Genomic DNA, 15,268 nt, shown 5'->3' on the forward strand with positions numbered 1-15,268 from the left:
TGATGGGAAGGCGTGCTGATGGGCGAGGTGCTGTTCGGGCTGGACACGTTCGGGGATGTGCCGGAGGGCGGCGACGGGCGGTTGGTGTCGGATGCGGCGGCGATCCGGCAGGTCGTGGACGAGGCGGTGCTGGCGGACGAGGTGGGCGTCGACGCGATCGCGCTCGGTGAGCATCACCGGCCGGAGTACTCGATCTCGACGCCGGAGACGGTGCTCGCCGCGATCGCGGCCCGGACGTCGCGGATCAAGCTCGGGTCCGGGGTGACCGTACTGAGCTCGGACGACCCGGTGCGGGTGTTCCAGCGGTTCTCGACGGTCGACGCGATCTCGAACGGGCGGGCCGAGGTCATCCTCGGTCGTGGTTCGTTCACCGAGTCGTTCCCGTTGTTCGGCTACGACCTGAAGGACTACGACGTCCTGTTCGAGGAGAAGCTGCAGTTGTTCGTGCAGTTGCTCGACGAGAAGCCGGTCACCTGGAGCGGGACCACCCGAGCGCCGCTCGAGAACGCCGACGTCTATCCCAAGACCGAGTCCGGCCGGCTGACCACCTGGGTCGGCGTGGGCGGGACCCCGCAGTCGGTGGTGCGTACGGCGTACTACGGCCTGCCGCTGATGCTCGCGATCATCGGTGGGTCGCCCGAGCGATTCGCGCCGTACGTCGATCTCTACCGCCGGGCCGCCGAGCAGTTCGGCACGGTCGCGCACCCGGTCGGGATGCACTCACCGGGATTCGTCGCCGACACCGACGAGGAGGCGAAGGATTTGTTCTATCCGCGGTACAAGGTCGTCCGGGACCGGATCGGCGCGTTGCGCGGCTGGCCGCCGGTACGGCGTGAGGAGTTCGACGCCGAGGTGGCCCACGGTTCGCTGTACGTCGGTTCGCCGGAGACCGTGGCCCGCCGGATCGCCGGCGCCGTACAGAAGCTGGACGTCGGCCGCTTCGACCTGATCTACACGTCCGGTTCGATGCCGGTCGGTGCCCGGCTGCGGGCGGTCGAGTTGTTCGGCACGAAGGTGATCCCGATGGTCCGCGACATCCTGGCGGGCTGACATGGACGACAAACCGACGATCGCCGTTCTCGGTGCAGGAAAGGTCGGCACCGTGCTGGCCCGGCTCGCGGTCGCGGCGGGTTATCGGGTCCTGATCGCGGGTTCCGGTGCTGTGGACAAGATCGCCCTGATCGTCGAGATCATCACCCCTGGCGCGATCGCGACGACGGCGGCCGACGCCGCCGCGCGGGCCGATGTCGTGGTTCTCGCGCTGCCGCTCGGCAAGTACCGCACGATCCCTGCGGAGGTACTGCGCGGAAAGCTCGTGATCGACGCGATGAACTACTGGTGGGAGGTCGACGGGATTCGCGACGACCTGACCGATCCGCGGACGTCGTCGAGCGAGATCGTCCAGGACTTCCTGCCGGATTCGCGCGTGGTCAAGGCGTTCAACCACATGGGCTACCACGATCTCGAGGACGGCGCGCGCCCGGCCGGGGCGCCGGACCGCAAGGCGATCGCCGTGGCGGGCGAGGCCGAGGACGCGAAGCAGGTTGCGGCGATCGTCGACGCGCTCGGCTTCGATCCGGTGATCGCCGGGCCGCTGGCCGAAGGTGTCCGGTTCGGTCCCGGCACTCAACTGTTCGGCGCGAACGTCGGCGCCGACGAGGTCCGCGCGATGCTCGACCGCTTCCCGGACACCCCCCAGGGCCGGCTCATCGCGCAGGCCCGATCGAGCGGCGACGCCGCGGCATAGGCGGCCCCGCCGCCGGGGAAGCGCTCGGCTAGCTTGGCGCCGTCGAGCGCGTGCTGCGGTGCCCGGCGCGGCTTCCTTGGTACGCCAGCTCGCGGACCCTGCGCAGCCAGGCAGGCGACAGCCGCCAACCCGGCGGGCGGTAGCGGACCGGATCGAACCGCTCGCTCGTGTCAGGCAGCGCATCCGAGAGAGTCAGCCGGCCGACGGTGTGCCAGCCTCTCGTCTGCCCGGAGATCGCGAGCGTGAAGGCCCGAGGAGCGTCGGCCTCGAGCCTGGCGACCGAGGCATGGCCCACCTTCGGACCTTGGGGTGTGGCCCTGAGCCAGAATCGCCGGTCGCCCACCTCGTACGGCGCAATCGTGCCGTACGCCGCGTTGCTCCAGTCGCGGGCGGGGATCGGCAGGCATCGGGTCAGCCGGCCTTGGCCCGCACTGGACAACAGGAGATCCCAGGGATCGTCATCGGCCGGCCGGACGCGGATCGCCAGGCCGAGGACGTCCGGGCGGTCGCCGGGTGTGCCGGCGCCTTTGGTGAGTCTTGCGATCGCGTCGTACCGGCCCTCGGGGAGTGGGGCGACGCACTCGAGTTCGGCCCGGAATGCCAGACCGCGAGGATGGAATGCACGCGCGCCTCGGACGGCGGCGAGCAGTCGAAAGGTCGCCCGGACGATGCGTCTGGGAGCGGCCCGGAGGATGCCTATGCGTCGGGAATTCGACAACGCTCAGTCCGTGGATCCAGTGTTCTGCCGGCTCCGGCGCCACAGGTAGAAGAGGATCGACCCGCCGACGAGCGCGCCGAGGAAGAGGAACGAGCCCACCGCCAGCGGTACCTGGTCGAAGTCGCTCGGATCCGCGTCGGCGTCGCCTGGTGGGTTGACGCCGGGTTGCGGCGTGGACCCCAGCGTCGGCGACGGAGTGTCCGCAGCTGGAGCCTGGACCGACACCGGGCTCTGCCTGGTGTGGTCGGTTGCGCCCGCGGCGGCGGAAGCGCCGGCCATCGTCGCCACCAGGACCAAGCCGCTCAGCACGAAAACCCACCACCGTCGCATCGCGGACAGGTTCCCCGTCCCGCGCAGTCCTACACGCCTCCATCGCGCGTCCGATGTCCCCGGCGGATCCAGTGGAACACCCGTCAGCGATGCGATGACATGTGATCTTGTCAACGAGGCGTTGACGTGTTATATGGGAAGTGCGTATTGACACGATCCACAAGTCGACTGCTCAGGAGGTGCAGGACGATGTTGATGCGCACCGACCCGTTCCGGGAGCTGGACCGGTTCGCCCAGCAGGTCTTCGGGGGCCAGACGCCGGGCACGTGGTCGCGACCGACGCCGATGCCGATGGACGCCTACCGGCACGGTGACAAGTACGTGGTCGCGTTCGATCTCCCCGGTGTGTCGCCGGACGCGATCGACCTGGACGTCGAACGCAACGTGCTGACGGTGAAGGCCGAGCGCAGGCCGGCCGAACTCGGCGAGGGCGTCGAGATGCAGGTCGCGGAGCGTCCGCTCGGCGTGTTCTCCCGGCAGCTCTTCCTCGGCGACACCTTGGACGCCGAGCACATCGAGGCCAGTTACGAGTCCGGCGTACTGACGCTGAAGATCCCGGTTGCCGAGCAGGCCAAGCCGCGCAAGATCGAGATCACCAAGGCCGACAGCGGTCAGAAGCAGATCGACGTCTGACCCGGCAGCCACCACCGCTCGACGGGGCGAGTTCGATGACTGCGATCGAACAGCAGACAGTGGACGCGGCCGAGGTCTTCGTCGACCTCGTCCTCGGCGACGACGATCTGGTGCGGGATGAGTTCGACGCACTGATCGCTGCCTGCTGGGAGTCACCGCGTCGGCCGTCCCGCCGCAAACCTTGCCCACCGGACGGCGGATGGGCCGCCTGGCCGCCGCGCGCACGGGAGCGCGGTTCCGGGCCGCCTGCCGGCACCTCCGTGCCGACCCGCCGGCCGGACGGCAGGGGACGCGGCCCTCCGGCCTGACCGCGCGTTCCGCTCCTGCGACCGTGAGGAGGTGAGCTGATCCGAGATTGAGCCGATTGAGTCGATCCCTGTGACCCGGTGATGCGGCCGCCCGCGTCACAACCCCCTCGATTCTCCAGCGACGACTCCGTCCGCTGCCTGTCCTTCCTGGGACGACACGCCGTGACGGGCCGCCGCATCACCCCGGTCCTCGCCCGCACTTCACCTGGACTGACGCCATGCCTGCGTTCGACCCGTACGTGATCCTCGGCGTCACCGCCGACGCGTCGAGCGACGACCTGCTGCGCGCCTTCCGGGAACTGGTCCGACAGCACCACCCCGACACCCGCCGGCCCGACACCCGCCGGCCAGCAGAGCCGGACTCCGACGCCGACGTGCGGTTGCGGCAGATCCTCGCCGCCTACGACATCCTGCGTGATCCGGCTCGCCGCGCCGCCTATGACCGCGCACACGTCAGGCAACCGCCGCCGCCACAAGCCGTCTCGATCCAGGTCAGACCTGCTGCGACCCGGGCCGGACCGTGGACCACCCGGAGGCCGTCGGCGATCCGGGTCGGGCCGGTGCGCTGGAGGCCATTGCCACCCGACCGGGGCTGAGTGACCGACGTACGACGTACGCCGAAAGCCTGCCGGTGTCAGCTGTCTTTGGGCTCGGCCATCTTGCGGTGGGCAACGGCCTTGACCTTGTCCGGCAGGACCTTGTTGGCCAGTTCCTGCGCCTTCGTCATCAGCGACTCGGCGACGACCCGGTCCTGGCCCTTCATCATCGCCTCGTAGCCCTGACGCGCGACCTCGGCCGGATCGTCCTTGCTGCCGGACTGCCCGAGGCGGGTGTCTTCCATCCCGGCCCGGTGGAAGAACCGGGTGTCCGTCGGTCCCGGCATCAGCGAGGTGACTGTGACGGCCGAGTCCTTGAGTTCGTCCTGCAGCGCCTCCGCGAACGACTGCAGGAACGACTTGCTGGCGTTGTACACCGCCTGGAACGACCCGGGCATGGTGGCGGCGATCGACGACGTGATCAGCAGCCGGCCTTCGTTCCGGGCGACCATGTCGCGCAGGATCTGCTTCGCCAGCGCCACAGTGGACTTCACGTTGAGATCGATGACGCGCAGTTCGGTGGCCAGGTCGTTCTCGACGAACTTGCCACCGAGCCCGATGCCCGCGTTGAGCGCCGCGGCCGCGACCGGGCGATCGCCCAGGCACGTCAGGAGGTGCTGAATGCCTTCGGGGGTGGCCAGGTCGACGCGGACGGCCTCGACCTGGACGGTGCGGTCACCCGCGGTCCGCAGGTCGGGCGCCACGGTTTCGATGGCGTCGTCCTCGGCCGCGATGACGAGGTCGAAGCCGTGCTTGGCGAACTGACGGGCCAGTTCCAGCCCGATACCACTCGAAGCGCCGGTCACCAGCGCGAGCTGTCCGTTCTCGGTCATGGTCCCGCGGTACCCCGGATCCCACCCGGCAATCGACCTCGGCGACCTGCGCCCGGGCAGGACGTCGATCAGGTGGGCACCTGCGGGCAGCGCGGGGGACGGTCTGAGGTCGGCCACACGTACGCCAGGTCCGGGGGCTCGTCGAAGAATCGGCTGTAATGGGCCGGATCCTTGCGCACCAGGGCGGACCGGTGGCTGCGGTGAAACGCCGCGTCGCCGAGCCACGGTGGTAGGTCACCGGTTCGTGCGAGCTCGGCCTGTGCGCGTGGGTACTTGATGCCGCAGGCGCCGGTGAGTTCTGTGACCATGGTGGTCTCGCACGTGTCGGACCGGCCGGAAGCGACCCAGACCGAGCAGATCTCGAGGCCGTAGCGCACCAGCGCTTCCTCGTAGCCGGCCCACATCTTCACCGCGGGGTGGTGCCGCCAGCCGTACCCCGGAACGATCAGTCCACGAAGGATCTGCAGCGTCTCCACCCGCTGCTTGCCCAACCGCCGCGGATCCAGCACCCCCGCAGTCTCGGCAAAGTCCTGCATCGGCAGGAACGTCTGCACGTCACTCACCCGCTGCGTCTTCGCGTTGGTGATGCCGTCCCGGGCGGCAGCTCAGTCATGCACCGGCAGTACCCCGGGCGGACACCGGCGATGCTCGTGGTCGTGGAATCCTGGAGACGACCCCGCCGCACCCATCGGGTCGCGGCCGGGCTAGGAGTCGGCGAGGCGGGCGTGCAGGAGGTCGAGTTGAGCCGGATTGCTGGTGAGCTCGAGGGCTTGGCGGTCGGCCGCGGCGGCTTCGGTGGCTCGGTCCTCGGCGCGGAGTAGTTCGGCGCGGATCGCATGGAACAGCGGGTAGTTCTGGAGCGCGTTACCGAGGTCGTCGAGTTCGGCCAGCGCAGCTCGCGGACCGTGCACATACCGTACGGCGACCGCGCGGTGGAGACGCGTGACCGGGGTCGGCTGCAGGTGGAGCAGCATGTCGTAGAGCACGAGGATCTGCTGCCAGTCGGTGTCGGCCCAGGTGGCGGCTTCGCAGTGGCAGGCGGCGATGGCGGCCTGGAGTTGGTACGGGCCGGGGGAGCGGTGGCGGCGAGCCGTACGGGTCAACAACGCGGTTGCCTCCGCGATGGCCGGGTGGTTCCACTTTGTACGGTCCTGGTCTTGCAGAAGGACCAGTTGGCCGTCGGCGGTGAACCTGGCGGCGACACGGGCGCGGTGCAGGCGGATCAGAGCCAGTAGGCCGGTGACTTCGGGCTCGTTGGGAAGCAGCCCGGCCAGGAGCGACGCCAGCCATTCGGCGTCGTCGACGAGGTCGCGGGCGTGTGCGCGCTCGCCGGTGCTGGAGAGGTAGCCCTCGTTGAAGAGCAGGTAGATGACGGTGAGTACTTCGTTCAGCCGTGCGGGCAACTCGTCGTCGCGGGGGATGCGGTACGGGATTCCGGCGGCGGCGATCTTGCGTTTGGCCCGCGTGATGCGCTGTGCGACGGTCGTCTCGGGGACGACGAACGCCGCGGCGATCTGTGCGGTGGTGAGACCGCAGACGACCCGCAGCGTCAAGGCGATCTGTGCTTCGCGTGGCAGCGCCGGGTGGCAACAGGTGAAGATCAGCCGGAGCCGGTCGTCGGGTGCCGGCCGGACCGGCCACTGCAGCTGGGTCAGCTTGGTGCGGTAGTTCTCCTGCCGGCGGAGTACGTCGAGGCCGCGCCGCTTGGCGACGGTGAACAACCAGGCGTCCGGGCGTTCCGGGATGCCTTCGGCGGGCCAGCGCCGCAACGCGGTCTCGACCGCGTCCTGGACCAGGTCCTCGGCCGTGGCGAAGTCGCCCAGCAGCGACATGAGGGAGGTGGCGAGCCGGCCCGCGTGTTCACGAACGACACGGGCCAACTCGTCGGCGGCATGATCGCCTCTCGCGCGTGTCATGACTCCGCGGGGCGGATTTCGACGACTGGGCAGCCTGGCCAGGTCTTGACGATCCGCAGGGCTTCGTCGAGGTCGGCGACGTCGATCTCGACGAAGCCGGAGATGACCTCCTTGCCTTCCATGAACGGGCCGTCGGTCGCCACCGGCTCGCCGCCACCGAGCCGGACCGTCGTGGCCGTCTCCGCGGCCTGCAGTTTCGCGCCGCGGTTGGTGATCTTCGGGGCGTGGTCGGCGAACCACTGGTAGACCTTCTGATAGGCCTGCTCCTGCTCGGCCGGGCTCATCGCCTCGAGTTCCTTGTGGAACTCCTCGGTCTCGACGAACATCAGCACGTACTTCATCGCGTCACCTCCGGTCTCAGTCTGGCGGACCAGGGGTCAGTCGGTGGGCAGGCCGGCGAACAGGTCGACGCCGTTCCCGGACGGGTCGGCGACGGTGGCGTACCGCATCCCCCAAGGGGCGTCGAACGGCTCTTGCAGTCCCCTGACGCCCGCGGCGACGAGTTCGGCGTACTTCGCGTCGACCGCGGCCGGCGACTCGAGCTGGAAGGTCAGGAAGATCCGTCCTGTCGTCGGCGGAGTCCAGCCGGACGTGGTCTTGCCGCGGAGGCTGTCGGTGTCGAGCATCAGGTGCAGACCGTTCGGCAGGTCGCACCCGGCGTGGTCGTTCGGCCAGTGCTCGTCCCGGACGAACTCGAGCCCGAGCCGCCGGTAGAACTCGATGGCGGCGGTCAGGTCGGTCACTGCGATGTCCAGCGCGTTCACGGTCGCTTGCATGGTCGTGTCCCTTCTGGGTGAGTGCTTACACCCAGAAGACGATCGGCGAGGTGCCCGATACGACAGTCCGTCCCGGCAGATTGGTGTCGGCCGTACGAAGGCCGGTTTCTACGCTTCGGCGGAGAGAGCGTTGGTCAGGAGGGCGACGAGAGCTTCCAGTTGGAGGTCGGCCGACGACGAGAGTTCCTCGTCCGAGCCGTCCAGTGCCTTGGCGGCCAGCCCGGCCTTGGCGTCGATGAGATCGGCGATCCGGGTGTCGACGGTCTGCGCGGCGATGATGCGCCAGGCGGTGACCGGCTCCTCCTGGCCGATTCGGTGGACGCGGTCGATCGCCTGGGTCTGCTCTGCGTTCGTCCAGGACAGTTCCGCGAGGACGACGTTCGACGCGACCTGCAGGTTGATGCCGACGCCGGCCGTCAGCAGTGAACAGACCGCGATCGACACCTCGGGATCGTTGACGAACGCGTCGATGTTCTTCTGGCGGTTCTTCGACGTCTGGTCGCCGCGGATCGAGGCGAAGCCGATGCCGCGCTCGGCGAACAGGGCCTCGGCGGCGTCCATCACCTCGATGTGCCGGGCGAAGAAGACGACCTTGCCGACGTTGTGTGCGAGCTGGGCCGCGTAGTCGGCGGCCAGACCCGCCTTCGCCCGGCCGATCCGCCGTACCAGGCTGAAGACGTTCTCGCCGGTCTTGGCCGAGTCCGGGTCGGCTCGCTCCCAGCCGGCGACCCGGCGCACCAGGTCGTGATCGATCCCGTCGACGACCTCGCCGGAGGTGCGGGTCTCCAGTGCGCTGCGGTACCGCGCGACCAGGCGGTCGGTGAGCTCACGCTCGGCCGCGCGAATGGACCGGCCGGCCGCGTCGTCGAGTTCGACGGGCAGGTCGGCGATGCGGCGGGCGGGGATGTCGGCGGCCACGTCGACCTTGCGCCGGCGGACGATGCCGAGGTCGATCACACTGGCGCGCGCGGCGGCGTAGAACCCGGGGTCGGCCGGTGTCAGGCCACTGTCCTCGAGCGCCTGCATCAGCTCGGCGCGCGGTCCCTTCTCGTCGATCCAGCCGAGGAACTCCCAGATCGCGGTGAAGTCCTCGATGTCGTTGATCAGCGGCGTACCGGTGAGCGCCATCAGCAGCGGCCGCACCATCCGGCTGCGGATCCGCTCCGACAACCGGAGTACGTTCCGCGACCGCTGCGACTTCTTGTTCTTGATGAAGTGCGCCTCGTCGACGACCATGCCGCGGAAGCCCAGGTCACCGAGCCAGCCGACGTGCCGGTCGAGCACCTCGTAGTTCACCACGACGATGTCGGCGAAGGCGTCGATCGTCTTGCCGTCGCCGTGGATCACGGTGGCCTTGCGGCGCGGAGTCCACAGGCCGGCCTCGCGGGCCCAGTTGGTCTTCACGACGTTCGGTACGACGGCCAGCAGCGGATAGGCCTCTGCTGCCTGTGCGGCGAGCAGGGCCTGGGCGGTCTTGCCCAGACCGGGCTCGTCGGCCAGCAGGAAGGTCCGGTGGCCGGCTGCCGCGGCGGCGATCAGCTGCGCCTGGTGCGGCATCAGGTCACGGCCGGCCGGCGTACGCAACGAGGTCGCTCTGGGCAGCGCCTTGGTCGACGACGCGGTCGCGTACTCGAACGACTTGAGCAGCGGCCCGATCAGCTCCCAGCCGGCCAGGCGCTTCGGCTGGACCGGACGTGGGACAGGGGCGCTGAAGTCAGGGGCGAGGAAGGGGTTGGCGAGCTGCCGGGAGACCACCGACTGCGGCACGACCTGCCGCGTGGTCGCGGGCGGCTCGGCCGCCTGCTCCTCCGGCTCCGGCTCGTCAGGCGGTTCCAGGCCGGCGGACACCAGCATCTCGCGCTTGAGCGCGGCGGCCGCGGGGGAGACGACGGCGTCCTCGGCGAGCAGTGACAGCAGCGAGGGTTCCTGGGCCGCCGTCTTGGCGAGAATCGTCGCGATGCCGTCCAGGCGCCTGAGCTGCTCCGCCCGGTAGGTGTCGCCGGCGCTCTCGTCGGAGTTCACGCGAGCGCGCTCCTCGCGCACCAGGAGGGCGATGACCTGGAACTTCGTCCGGATCGAGGGCCGCACGGCACCGCGCTCGACGGCGCTCTCGACCTCGCGCACGGCGCGAGCGAGCACCGGCATGAGGCCTTCGACCTCGACGTCGCGGGTACGACGCCGGCGCCGGGGCGGAGCACCAGTACTACGGGTAGCGTCGGAACGACGCCGGCCTCGCTGGGCCAAGGATTCCCTCCTCAGAACTGCCACGGCACAGCTGCCGCGGCGGCACGCGGCACCGCACGACATCGCGCCACCGACCCCGAGACCTCCTGCCGAGTCTCCGGGGCGGACACCCGCGAGCGATCGACAGGTGCATGTCCGGCGGGGCCCGCCACCGGAGCGGGACCGAGCCCGACTGGTGGATGGCCGTGAGTTCCTGCGCGAGGCGCAGCCGTCGCGGCGCGATCGGCGTCGCTAGAGGCGTTGCCGACGTACGGTGCTCCCTCAATACTAGCCACATGCGACCGCCGACCGCATATCAGTAGGCCGCGGGAGAACAGCGGCGCGATTCCCGGCTCCGAGTGAACGAACCGGGGAACGTGGGCACCGGCGCCCTTATGAGGCTCGGAAGCTGGCGGCCGGCGTTGGCGTTGCTGTGCGCGGCCGACGTACTGGTGACCCTGGACGGAACGGTTGTCACGGTCGCTCTTCCTGCGATCGAGCGTGACCTGGGGACAGCGCAGGCCGACCTGCAGTGGGTGGTCACCGCGTACACGCTCACGCTCGGAGCCTTCCTGCTGGTCGGCGGGCGAGCCGGTGATCTCTTCGGTCGCCGCCGGGTGCTGGTCGCCGGCCTGCTCGTGTTCGCGGCGGCGTCGGCGGCGGCCGGTTTCGCCCCGACGACGGAGGTTCTGCTGTCCGCCCGGGCGGTTCAGGGTCTGGGCGCGGCGCTCGCGGTGCCGGCCGCGCTCGCGTTGCTGACGACCACCTATCGGCAGGAGCGTCAGCGGCAACGTGCGCTGGGCTACCTGTCGGCGTCGATGGATCTGGGTATGGTCGCTGGTCTGGTCCTCGGTGGTGTCCTGACTGCGACCGTCGGGTGGCCGTGGTGCTTCTTCATCGTCGTGCCCGTGGGGTTCCTCGCCGCGGCGCTCGCACCGACGACCCTTCGCGAGAGCCGCGACGAGGAGGCGCCCAGGCTGGATCTGCTCGGCGCGGCCCTGGTCGCGGCGGGTTTCGGGACCTTGGCGTTCGGGATCTCTCGCGTGGAGCAACTGGGGACGACCGCGGCCACGGTCATCGGCGGGGCGGTGGTTCTGCTGGCGGCCTTCGTCGTGGTCGAACGCCGTACGGCGGCACCGATGGTCAGGCTGACGATCTTCCGCGACCGCGCCCTCACCGGGTCGAACCTGGCGCTGATCGCGAACGCGGGCGGGTTCGGCGGGATGATGTTCATCGCCACGCTCTACCTGCAGCAGGTGCTCGGGTACTCCGCCTTCGAGACCGGACTGGCGTTCGTCCCGCTCGCGTTGTCGGCCTGCGCCGGCGGTCTGGCGGCCCCTCGGATCGTCACGGTCGCCGGCCCACGCCGTACCGCCGCACTGAGCATGATCGGCTCGGCCGCCGCGTTCCTGCTGCTGTCGCGCGCGCCGGACGACAACGGCTATTTCACCCATCTGCTGCCCGCGTTCGCCGTCGCCGGCTTCACGTTCGCGGCGGCGTTCGTACCGCTCACGTCACAGGGCATGACCGGCGTACGAGAGGGCGAGAAGGGACTCGCCTCCGGCCTCCTCCAGACGTCGACGCACCTGGGCGGCGCCATCGTCCTCACCACCCTGGCCACCACCGCCACCGCTGCCCCCACCTTCACCACAGGGTCATCCACAGCCTTCCTCATCGGGACGGGCCTGCTGCTGGCGGGCGCGATCACGGCCGCGCGAACGCTCCCTCGAGGTCAGAACGCCTGAGTGTCCGGTCAGCCGTCGGTCCACGACGGTGCCGAGGGCTCCGACGATGACGACGGCCGCGGCAGCCACGGGCAGACCACGAGGGCCGAGGAAGGTCAGGACTCCGGCGACCGCGGACCCGGCCGAGGCGGCGGCGATCTTGAGGGACGCCATCGTCACGAAGACCTGAGTTCGAGCCTCTGGCGGCGCGTACTCCGACCGGGCCGCGAAGGTCGCCGTGCCGAAGGGTGCGTTGGCCAGTCCGATCAAGCCGAAGGCGACGAGGGCGAGCGGGTAGTTGGCCGCGAGCGCGCAGAGTGCGGTGGCGACGCCGACGGCGGCGACGTACCAGGTGGTGAGCCGGTCGGGTTCGCCGCGCAGCGGACGCAAGGTCATCAAGACAGCACCGGCCAAGCTGCCGGCTCCGAGCACCGCCATCATGGTGGCACCGCCGGTCGGTCGTCCGGTGAGATGGACGGCGAGGACGACGGCGACCACGGGCAGGCTGCCGTTGCTGACGGCGGTGAGCATGGTGGCGTAGTTGACGCGCCGCAACGCGCCGTCGCGGATCAGCAGGTTCAGAACCGAGCGCACGGATGCGGCCGGCTTCGGCTGCCCGTCGTCGGTTCGGCCGGGCGGCAGAGTCAGCGTGACGAACGCCGCGACAGTCGACGCGGCGCCGAGGACGAGCAGCGCGACCAGCGGGCTGACGGCGGCGGCCAGCGCCGCGACCCCGGCCGGCCCGGAGATGGCGGCCACGCTGAAGCTGAGGACGTCCAGGCCCTCACCGCGACGTCGGGCCCGCTGGTCGGAGCCGGTCAGGTCGGCAACGCGGCTGCTCATCCCACCGGTGAGAACGGGTCCACACGCGCCCGCCACCCCGGTGGCGAGTACGACGAGAGGAAGTGGGACATGACCGAGCAGCAGGGCGGCTCCGGCGAGTGCGCAGCCGAAGAGGAGGAATGCGGCGAACAGGTAGCGGCGGCTGTCGCGGGCTTGGTCCAAGCGCTTCGCCACGACCGGGCCGAGGAGGTGGGGAGCGGTCAGGCCGGCGGCGAGGATGCCACCCACTGCCTCCGGATGCCGGAGCCCCGGCTGCCCTACCGCAAGGAGAACGAGGCCGACAGCAGCTCCGCTGTCGGCCGCACGGGCGAGGCTCGACGCGACGAAGTACCGCGCCAAGGCTGCCTTGCGAACTCCCATCGGGGCCACATCACGGGCGGCGCCAGTTGTGGTGTTCGAGGTGGCTGCCGGCCATCGGCCCCATTTGGAGCATGCCGCCGTCGGCGACGATGCTGGCACCGGTGATGTACGACGCCTTGGGGGAGGCGAGGAAGGCGATCACGGCGGCGATCTCGCGGGCGTCACCCGGGCGGCCGAGCGGGACGCCGGGCCGGTCCTTGTCGCGGGGATCCTCGTCGGTCTGGCCGGTCATCGGGGTGGCGATCTCACCCGGCGCGACCGCGTTCGCGGTGATGCCGTGCTCACCGAGTTCCAGGGCCAGCGTCTTCATCAGCAGGCCGAGGCCGCCCTTGGCCGCGTCGTACGGCGCCGCGCCGACCCGGGGCTGATGCTCGTGGACACTGGTCACCGCGATCAGGCGGCCACCCCTCCCGGCCGCGATCATCCTGCGGGCGGCTCGCTGCAAGCAGAGGAAGGCGCCGTCGAGGTCGACGCTGATCACCTTGCGCCAGGTGTCGTAGTCGAGATCGACGGCGAGTTCGCCGGTGCCGGTGCCGCTGTTGGCCACCAGGACGTCCACGCCGCCGAGATCGTCGGCGAGTTTGTCGATCACGTCGGCGGCACCGGGCAGCACCTCGAGGTCGAGGTGCTCGACGACGGCGCGGCGGCCGAGGTCGCGGACCTCGGCCGCCGTCTCCTCCGCCCCGCTGTGATCGCTGTGCCAGGTGACGCCGATGTCGAATCCGTCCTTGGCCAGTTCCACCGCGGTGGCCCGGCCGATGCCGCTGTCGGAACCGGTGACGATCGCTTGAGGCATACGGCGCCAGTACCCGGACCGGCTGCCGGAAAACGGGCTACGAGCCGCCCTTGTCCGAGCGGACCTCGGCACCTGACGGACCGGTGTCCGTGTCGTCACCGGCGACCCGGCCGACGAACTCCTCGCTGGGCCCGGTGCCGGTGGTGGACGCCGTCTCTGCGCGCGGATCGCCGCCCTCGGCCCTCGTCATCGCGGTGTCCGTGTCGGAGGGCGCGTCGGCCTCGTTGAGTTTGTGCGCCAGGCGCCATCGCTTGAATCGTGCCCAGATCGACATCGCATGCTCCAACGGTCGTCGGTTCCGGCCCGGTGCCCGCGGCGACGGACACTCATTCGCCGTTCGCCGGATGGTTCGGCAGCCGGCGGTGCTGGACGACGTACTGGGCGATCTGGCGGAGCTTGGTGTTGCTGTGCTGAGAATGCCGGCTCAGCACCTGGAACGCCAGGTCGGCGCTGATGTCGAAGCGCTGCATGAGGATTCCGACTGCCTGCCCGACCTGCTTGCGGGCCTCGACGGCCTTCATCATCGACTCGCGGTGACGTGCCTGGGCGATGGCCACCGCCGCGTGCTGAGCCAGCAGAGCGGCGACCGTGAGCCGCTGGTCGTCCGAGCTGGACGGGTCCGTGTCATAGAGACTGAGGGCACCCACCGGGCCGGCCCCGACCTTCAACGGCATGTGGGTGACGGCCGCGATACCGGCCCGGTGGGCCGCGGCCGCCTCGTCCGGCGGGATCAGCCGGCCGTCACCGACGTAGTCGACGACGACCGGATCGTTGCCGCGGGCCACCGCCGGCAGGGGACTGTCCGGGCCGAGCAGGAGCCGGCCCAGCGACGCGATCGCCGGGTCCGAGACGGCGGCAAGGCTGACCCGGCCGGCGCGCCGGGTCAGGACGAGACCGGCGAACGGCCAGGCGAGCGTGTCCACCGCGAAGTCGACGACGGCGGCGGCAACCTGATCGACGGCGCCGTCGGCGTCATGGAGATCCACGGTGAACTGGGCGAGCGCGGCCGCGACCGACAGGTCGGGCTTGTTCAGCACTGAGGAGCACACTCCCGAAGGCAAGGGACGTCAACCACCCACATCTCCGGAGTGCCGCCCCAAGCATGCTCGATTCGTCGGCGGATCGCCAAACCGGCCCATGAATCGGCGAGTTGCTGCCCGGCCGGGGCATCATTTCGTGCGATTCGGGTACCGGGAGTCGGTCGTCCAGCAGCGGGCGCACCGAACACCGGGTCGACCGGAGGACACCGTGGTGACCGTTGGCGGCATCGACACGTATTACGACTACGACGAGAAACGCTGGAAGTACAGACGTCTGGGTGGCGGCCCCGTCCACGACCCGGCGGATCGCGCCGTCTCGGCCGAGATCCGGGCAGAGGACACGCAGCCGGCGGTTCCCGCCCGGCGGGTGAAGAAGGGCAAGGCCCGGCTGGCGAATGCCGCGGGCAAGTAAATGGCGGCAATGA

At 70.1% G+C, this 15,268-nt stretch carries 19 protein-coding genes; 7 read left to right on the forward strand and 12 right to left on the reverse strand.

The genetic code is table 11. The features are described 5' to 3' along the window. Window positions 1–18 precede the first annotated feature (18 nt). The gene (locus tag ACYVOK_RS08655; RefSeq protein ID WP_460661748.1) at window positions 19–1,050 is read left to right on the forward strand and encodes an LLM class flavin-dependent oxidoreductase; all 1,032 of its coding nucleotides are present in this window, start codon (window positions 19–21) and stop codon (window positions 1,048–1,050) included. 1 nt (window position 1,051) lies between these two features. After that, window positions 1,052–1,747 (forward strand): NADPH-dependent F420 reductase, encoded by a 696-nt coding sequence (locus tag ACYVOK_RS08660; RefSeq protein WP_460661749.1) that lies wholly within the window; start codon window positions 1,052–1,054, stop codon window positions 1,745–1,747. A 28-nt stretch (window positions 1,748–1,775) separates the two neighbouring features. Here ACYVOK_RS08660 and ACYVOK_RS08665 read toward each other — a convergent pair whose 3' ends face one another. Together ACYVOK_RS08665 and ACYVOK_RS08670 are read right to left on the reverse strand one after the other, a co-directional pair. Then, window positions 1,776–2,465 (reverse strand): hypothetical protein, encoded by a 690-nt coding sequence (locus tag ACYVOK_RS08665; RefSeq protein WP_460661750.1) that lies wholly within the window; start codon window positions 2,463–2,465, stop codon window positions 1,776–1,778. A gap of 3 nt (window positions 2,466–2,468) precedes the next feature. Further along, window positions 2,469–2,774, reverse strand: coding sequence for a hypothetical protein (locus ACYVOK_RS08670; RefSeq protein WP_460661751.1), 306 nt, complete (start codon window positions 2,772–2,774; stop codon window positions 2,469–2,471). A gap of 210 nt (window positions 2,775–2,984) precedes the next feature. On the opposite strand from ACYVOK_RS08670, the gene ACYVOK_RS08675 reads away from it, so the two are divergent. From ACYVOK_RS08675 to ACYVOK_RS08685, 3 genes are all read left to right on the forward strand, one after another. Further along, on the forward strand, window positions 2,985–3,428 hold the full coding sequence (locus tag ACYVOK_RS08675) for an Hsp20/alpha crystallin family protein (protein WP_460661752.1): 444 nt from the start codon (window positions 2,985–2,987) through the stop codon (window positions 3,426–3,428). Window positions 3,429–3,463: 35 nt separating this feature from the next. Next, entirely contained in the window at window positions 3,464–3,736 is a 273-nt protein-coding gene (locus ACYVOK_RS08680; protein WP_460661753.1) for a hypothetical protein, read from the forward strand. A 218-nt stretch (window positions 3,737–3,954) separates the two neighbouring features. After that, window positions 3,955–4,332 carry a J domain-containing protein gene (locus ACYVOK_RS08685; protein WP_460661754.1) on the forward strand — a complete coding sequence of 126 codons (378 nt, stop codon included), beginning with the start codon at window positions 3,955–3,957 and terminating at the stop codon, window positions 4,330–4,332. Window positions 4,333–4,370: 38 nt separating this feature from the next. Here ACYVOK_RS08685 and ACYVOK_RS08690 read toward each other — a convergent pair whose 3' ends face one another. From ACYVOK_RS08690 to ACYVOK_RS08715, 6 genes are all read right to left on the reverse strand, one after another. After that, window positions 4,371–5,165 carry an SDR family NAD(P)-dependent oxidoreductase gene (locus ACYVOK_RS08690; RefSeq protein WP_460661755.1) on the reverse strand — a complete coding sequence of 265 codons (795 nt, stop codon included), beginning with the start codon at window positions 5,163–5,165 and terminating at the stop codon, window positions 4,371–4,373. Between the two features lie 68 nt (window positions 5,166–5,233). After that, window positions 5,234–5,728 carry an MSMEG_6728 family protein gene (locus ACYVOK_RS08695; RefSeq protein WP_460661756.1) on the reverse strand — a complete coding sequence of 165 codons (495 nt, stop codon included), beginning with the start codon at window positions 5,726–5,728 and terminating at the stop codon, window positions 5,234–5,236. A gap of 141 nt (window positions 5,729–5,869) precedes the next feature. After that, a complete protein-coding gene (locus tag ACYVOK_RS08700) occupies window positions 5,870–7,081 on the reverse strand; it encodes an RNA polymerase sigma factor (protein ID WP_460661757.1) in 1,212 nt (403 codons plus the stop codon). Further along, window positions 7,078–7,422 carry a YciI family protein gene (locus ACYVOK_RS08705; protein ID WP_460661758.1) on the reverse strand — a complete coding sequence of 115 codons (345 nt, stop codon included), beginning with the start codon at window positions 7,420–7,422 and terminating at the stop codon, window positions 7,078–7,080. Before ACYVOK_RS08705 ends, ACYVOK_RS08700 begins: the two co-directional genes overlap by 4 nt. Window positions 7,423–7,458: 36 nt before the next feature. Continuing rightward, on the reverse strand, window positions 7,459–7,857 hold the full coding sequence (locus ACYVOK_RS08710; protein ID WP_460661759.1) for a VOC family protein: 399 nt from the start codon (window positions 7,855–7,857) through the stop codon (window positions 7,459–7,461). 108 nt (window positions 7,858–7,965) lie between these two features. Next, complete coding sequence (locus tag ACYVOK_RS08715; protein WP_460661760.1) at window positions 7,966–10,002, reverse strand: DEAD/DEAH box helicase; 2,037 nt, start codon at window positions 10,000–10,002, stop codon at window positions 7,966–7,968. A gap of 473 nt (window positions 10,003–10,475) precedes the next feature. Between ACYVOK_RS08715 and ACYVOK_RS08720 the strand changes: the two genes are divergently transcribed. After that, entirely contained in the window at window positions 10,476–11,825 is a 1,350-nt protein-coding gene (locus ACYVOK_RS08720; protein ID WP_460661761.1) for an MFS transporter, read from the forward strand. Here ACYVOK_RS08720 and ACYVOK_RS08725 read toward each other — a convergent pair. From ACYVOK_RS08725 to ACYVOK_RS08740, 4 genes are read right to left on the reverse strand one after another with little or no spacing between them, the layout of a single operon-like run. Further along, the gene (locus ACYVOK_RS08725) at window positions 11,736–13,007 is read right to left on the reverse strand and encodes an MFS transporter (protein ID WP_460661762.1); all 1,272 of its coding nucleotides are present in this window, start codon (window positions 13,005–13,007) and stop codon (window positions 11,736–11,738) included. The genes ACYVOK_RS08720 and ACYVOK_RS08725 overlap by 90 nt on opposite strands. A gap of 10 nt (window positions 13,008–13,017) precedes the next feature. Then, on the reverse strand, window positions 13,018–13,803 hold the full coding sequence (locus ACYVOK_RS08730) for an SDR family oxidoreductase (protein WP_460661763.1): 786 nt from the start codon (window positions 13,801–13,803) through the stop codon (window positions 13,018–13,020). A 37-nt stretch (window positions 13,804–13,840) separates the two neighbouring features. Beyond that, window positions 13,841–14,077 carry a hypothetical protein gene (locus ACYVOK_RS08735; protein WP_460661764.1) on the reverse strand — a complete coding sequence of 79 codons (237 nt, stop codon included), beginning with the start codon at window positions 14,075–14,077 and terminating at the stop codon, window positions 13,841–13,843. A gap of 52 nt (window positions 14,078–14,129) precedes the next feature. Further along, window positions 14,130–14,840, reverse strand: a complete 711-nt coding sequence (locus ACYVOK_RS08740; RefSeq protein ID WP_460661765.1) for a GAF and ANTAR domain-containing protein — start codon at window positions 14,838–14,840, stop codon at window positions 14,130–14,132. Window positions 14,841–14,979: 139 nt separating this feature from the next. Here ACYVOK_RS08740 and ACYVOK_RS08745 point away from each other — a divergent pair, with 139 nt between their 5' ends. Then, window positions 14,980–15,255 (forward strand): hypothetical protein, encoded by a 276-nt coding sequence (locus ACYVOK_RS08745; RefSeq protein ID WP_460661766.1) that lies wholly within the window; start codon window positions 14,980–14,982, stop codon window positions 15,253–15,255. Window positions 15,256–15,268 lie beyond the last annotated feature (13 nt).

The sequence above is a fragment of the Kribbella swartbergensis genome, from assembly GCF_054784135.1.

What these genes read in the sequence shown, in the direction of transcription:
- ACYVOK_RS08660 (WP_460661749.1), top strand. Translation starts at nt 1,052, where the DNA reads ATGGACGACAAACCGACGATCGCCGTTCTCGGTGCAGGAAAGGTCGGC.
- ACYVOK_RS08725 (WP_460661762.1), bottom strand. Translation starts at nt 13,007, where the DNA reads ATGGGAGTTCGCAAGGCAGCCTTGGCGCGGTACTTCGTCGCGTCGAGC.
- ACYVOK_RS08700 (WP_460661757.1), bottom strand. Translation starts at nt 7,081, where the DNA reads ATGACACGCGCGAGAGGCGATCATGCCGCCGACGAGTTGGCCCGTGTC.
- ACYVOK_RS08710 (WP_460661759.1), bottom strand. Translation starts at nt 7,857, where the DNA reads ATGCAAGCGACCGTGAACGCGCTGGACATCGCAGTGACCGACCTGACC.
- ACYVOK_RS08715 (WP_460661760.1), bottom strand. Translation starts at nt 10,002, where the DNA reads ATGCCGGTGCTCGCTCGCGCCGTGCGCGAGGTCGAGAGCGCCGTCGAG.
- ACYVOK_RS08705 (WP_460661758.1), bottom strand. Translation starts at nt 7,422, where the DNA reads ATGAAGTACGTGCTGATGTTCGTCGAGACCGAGGAGTTCCACAAGGAA.
- ACYVOK_RS08690 (WP_460661755.1), bottom strand. Translation starts at nt 5,165, where the DNA reads ATGACCGAGAACGGACAGCTCGCGCTGGTGACCGGCGCTTCGAGTGGT.
- ACYVOK_RS08655 (WP_460661748.1), top strand. Translation starts at nt 19, where the DNA reads ATGGGCGAGGTGCTGTTCGGGCTGGACACGTTCGGGGATGTGCCGGAG.
- ACYVOK_RS08685 (WP_460661754.1), top strand. Translation starts at nt 3,955, where the DNA reads ATGCCTGCGTTCGACCCGTACGTGATCCTCGGCGTCACCGCCGACGCG.
- ACYVOK_RS08675 (WP_460661752.1), top strand. Translation starts at nt 2,985, where the DNA reads ATGTTGATGCGCACCGACCCGTTCCGGGAGCTGGACCGGTTCGCCCAG.
- ACYVOK_RS08720 (WP_460661761.1), top strand. Translation starts at nt 10,476, where the DNA reads ATGAGGCTCGGAAGCTGGCGGCCGGCGTTGGCGTTGCTGTGCGCGGCC.
- ACYVOK_RS08735 (WP_460661764.1), bottom strand. Translation starts at nt 14,077, where the DNA reads ATGTCGATCTGGGCACGATTCAAGCGATGGCGCCTGGCGCACAAACTC.
- ACYVOK_RS08680 (WP_460661753.1), top strand. Translation starts at nt 3,464, where the DNA reads ATGACTGCGATCGAACAGCAGACAGTGGACGCGGCCGAGGTCTTCGTC.
- ACYVOK_RS08730 (WP_460661763.1), bottom strand. Translation starts at nt 13,803, where the DNA reads ATGCCTCAAGCGATCGTCACCGGTTCCGACAGCGGCATCGGCCGGGCC.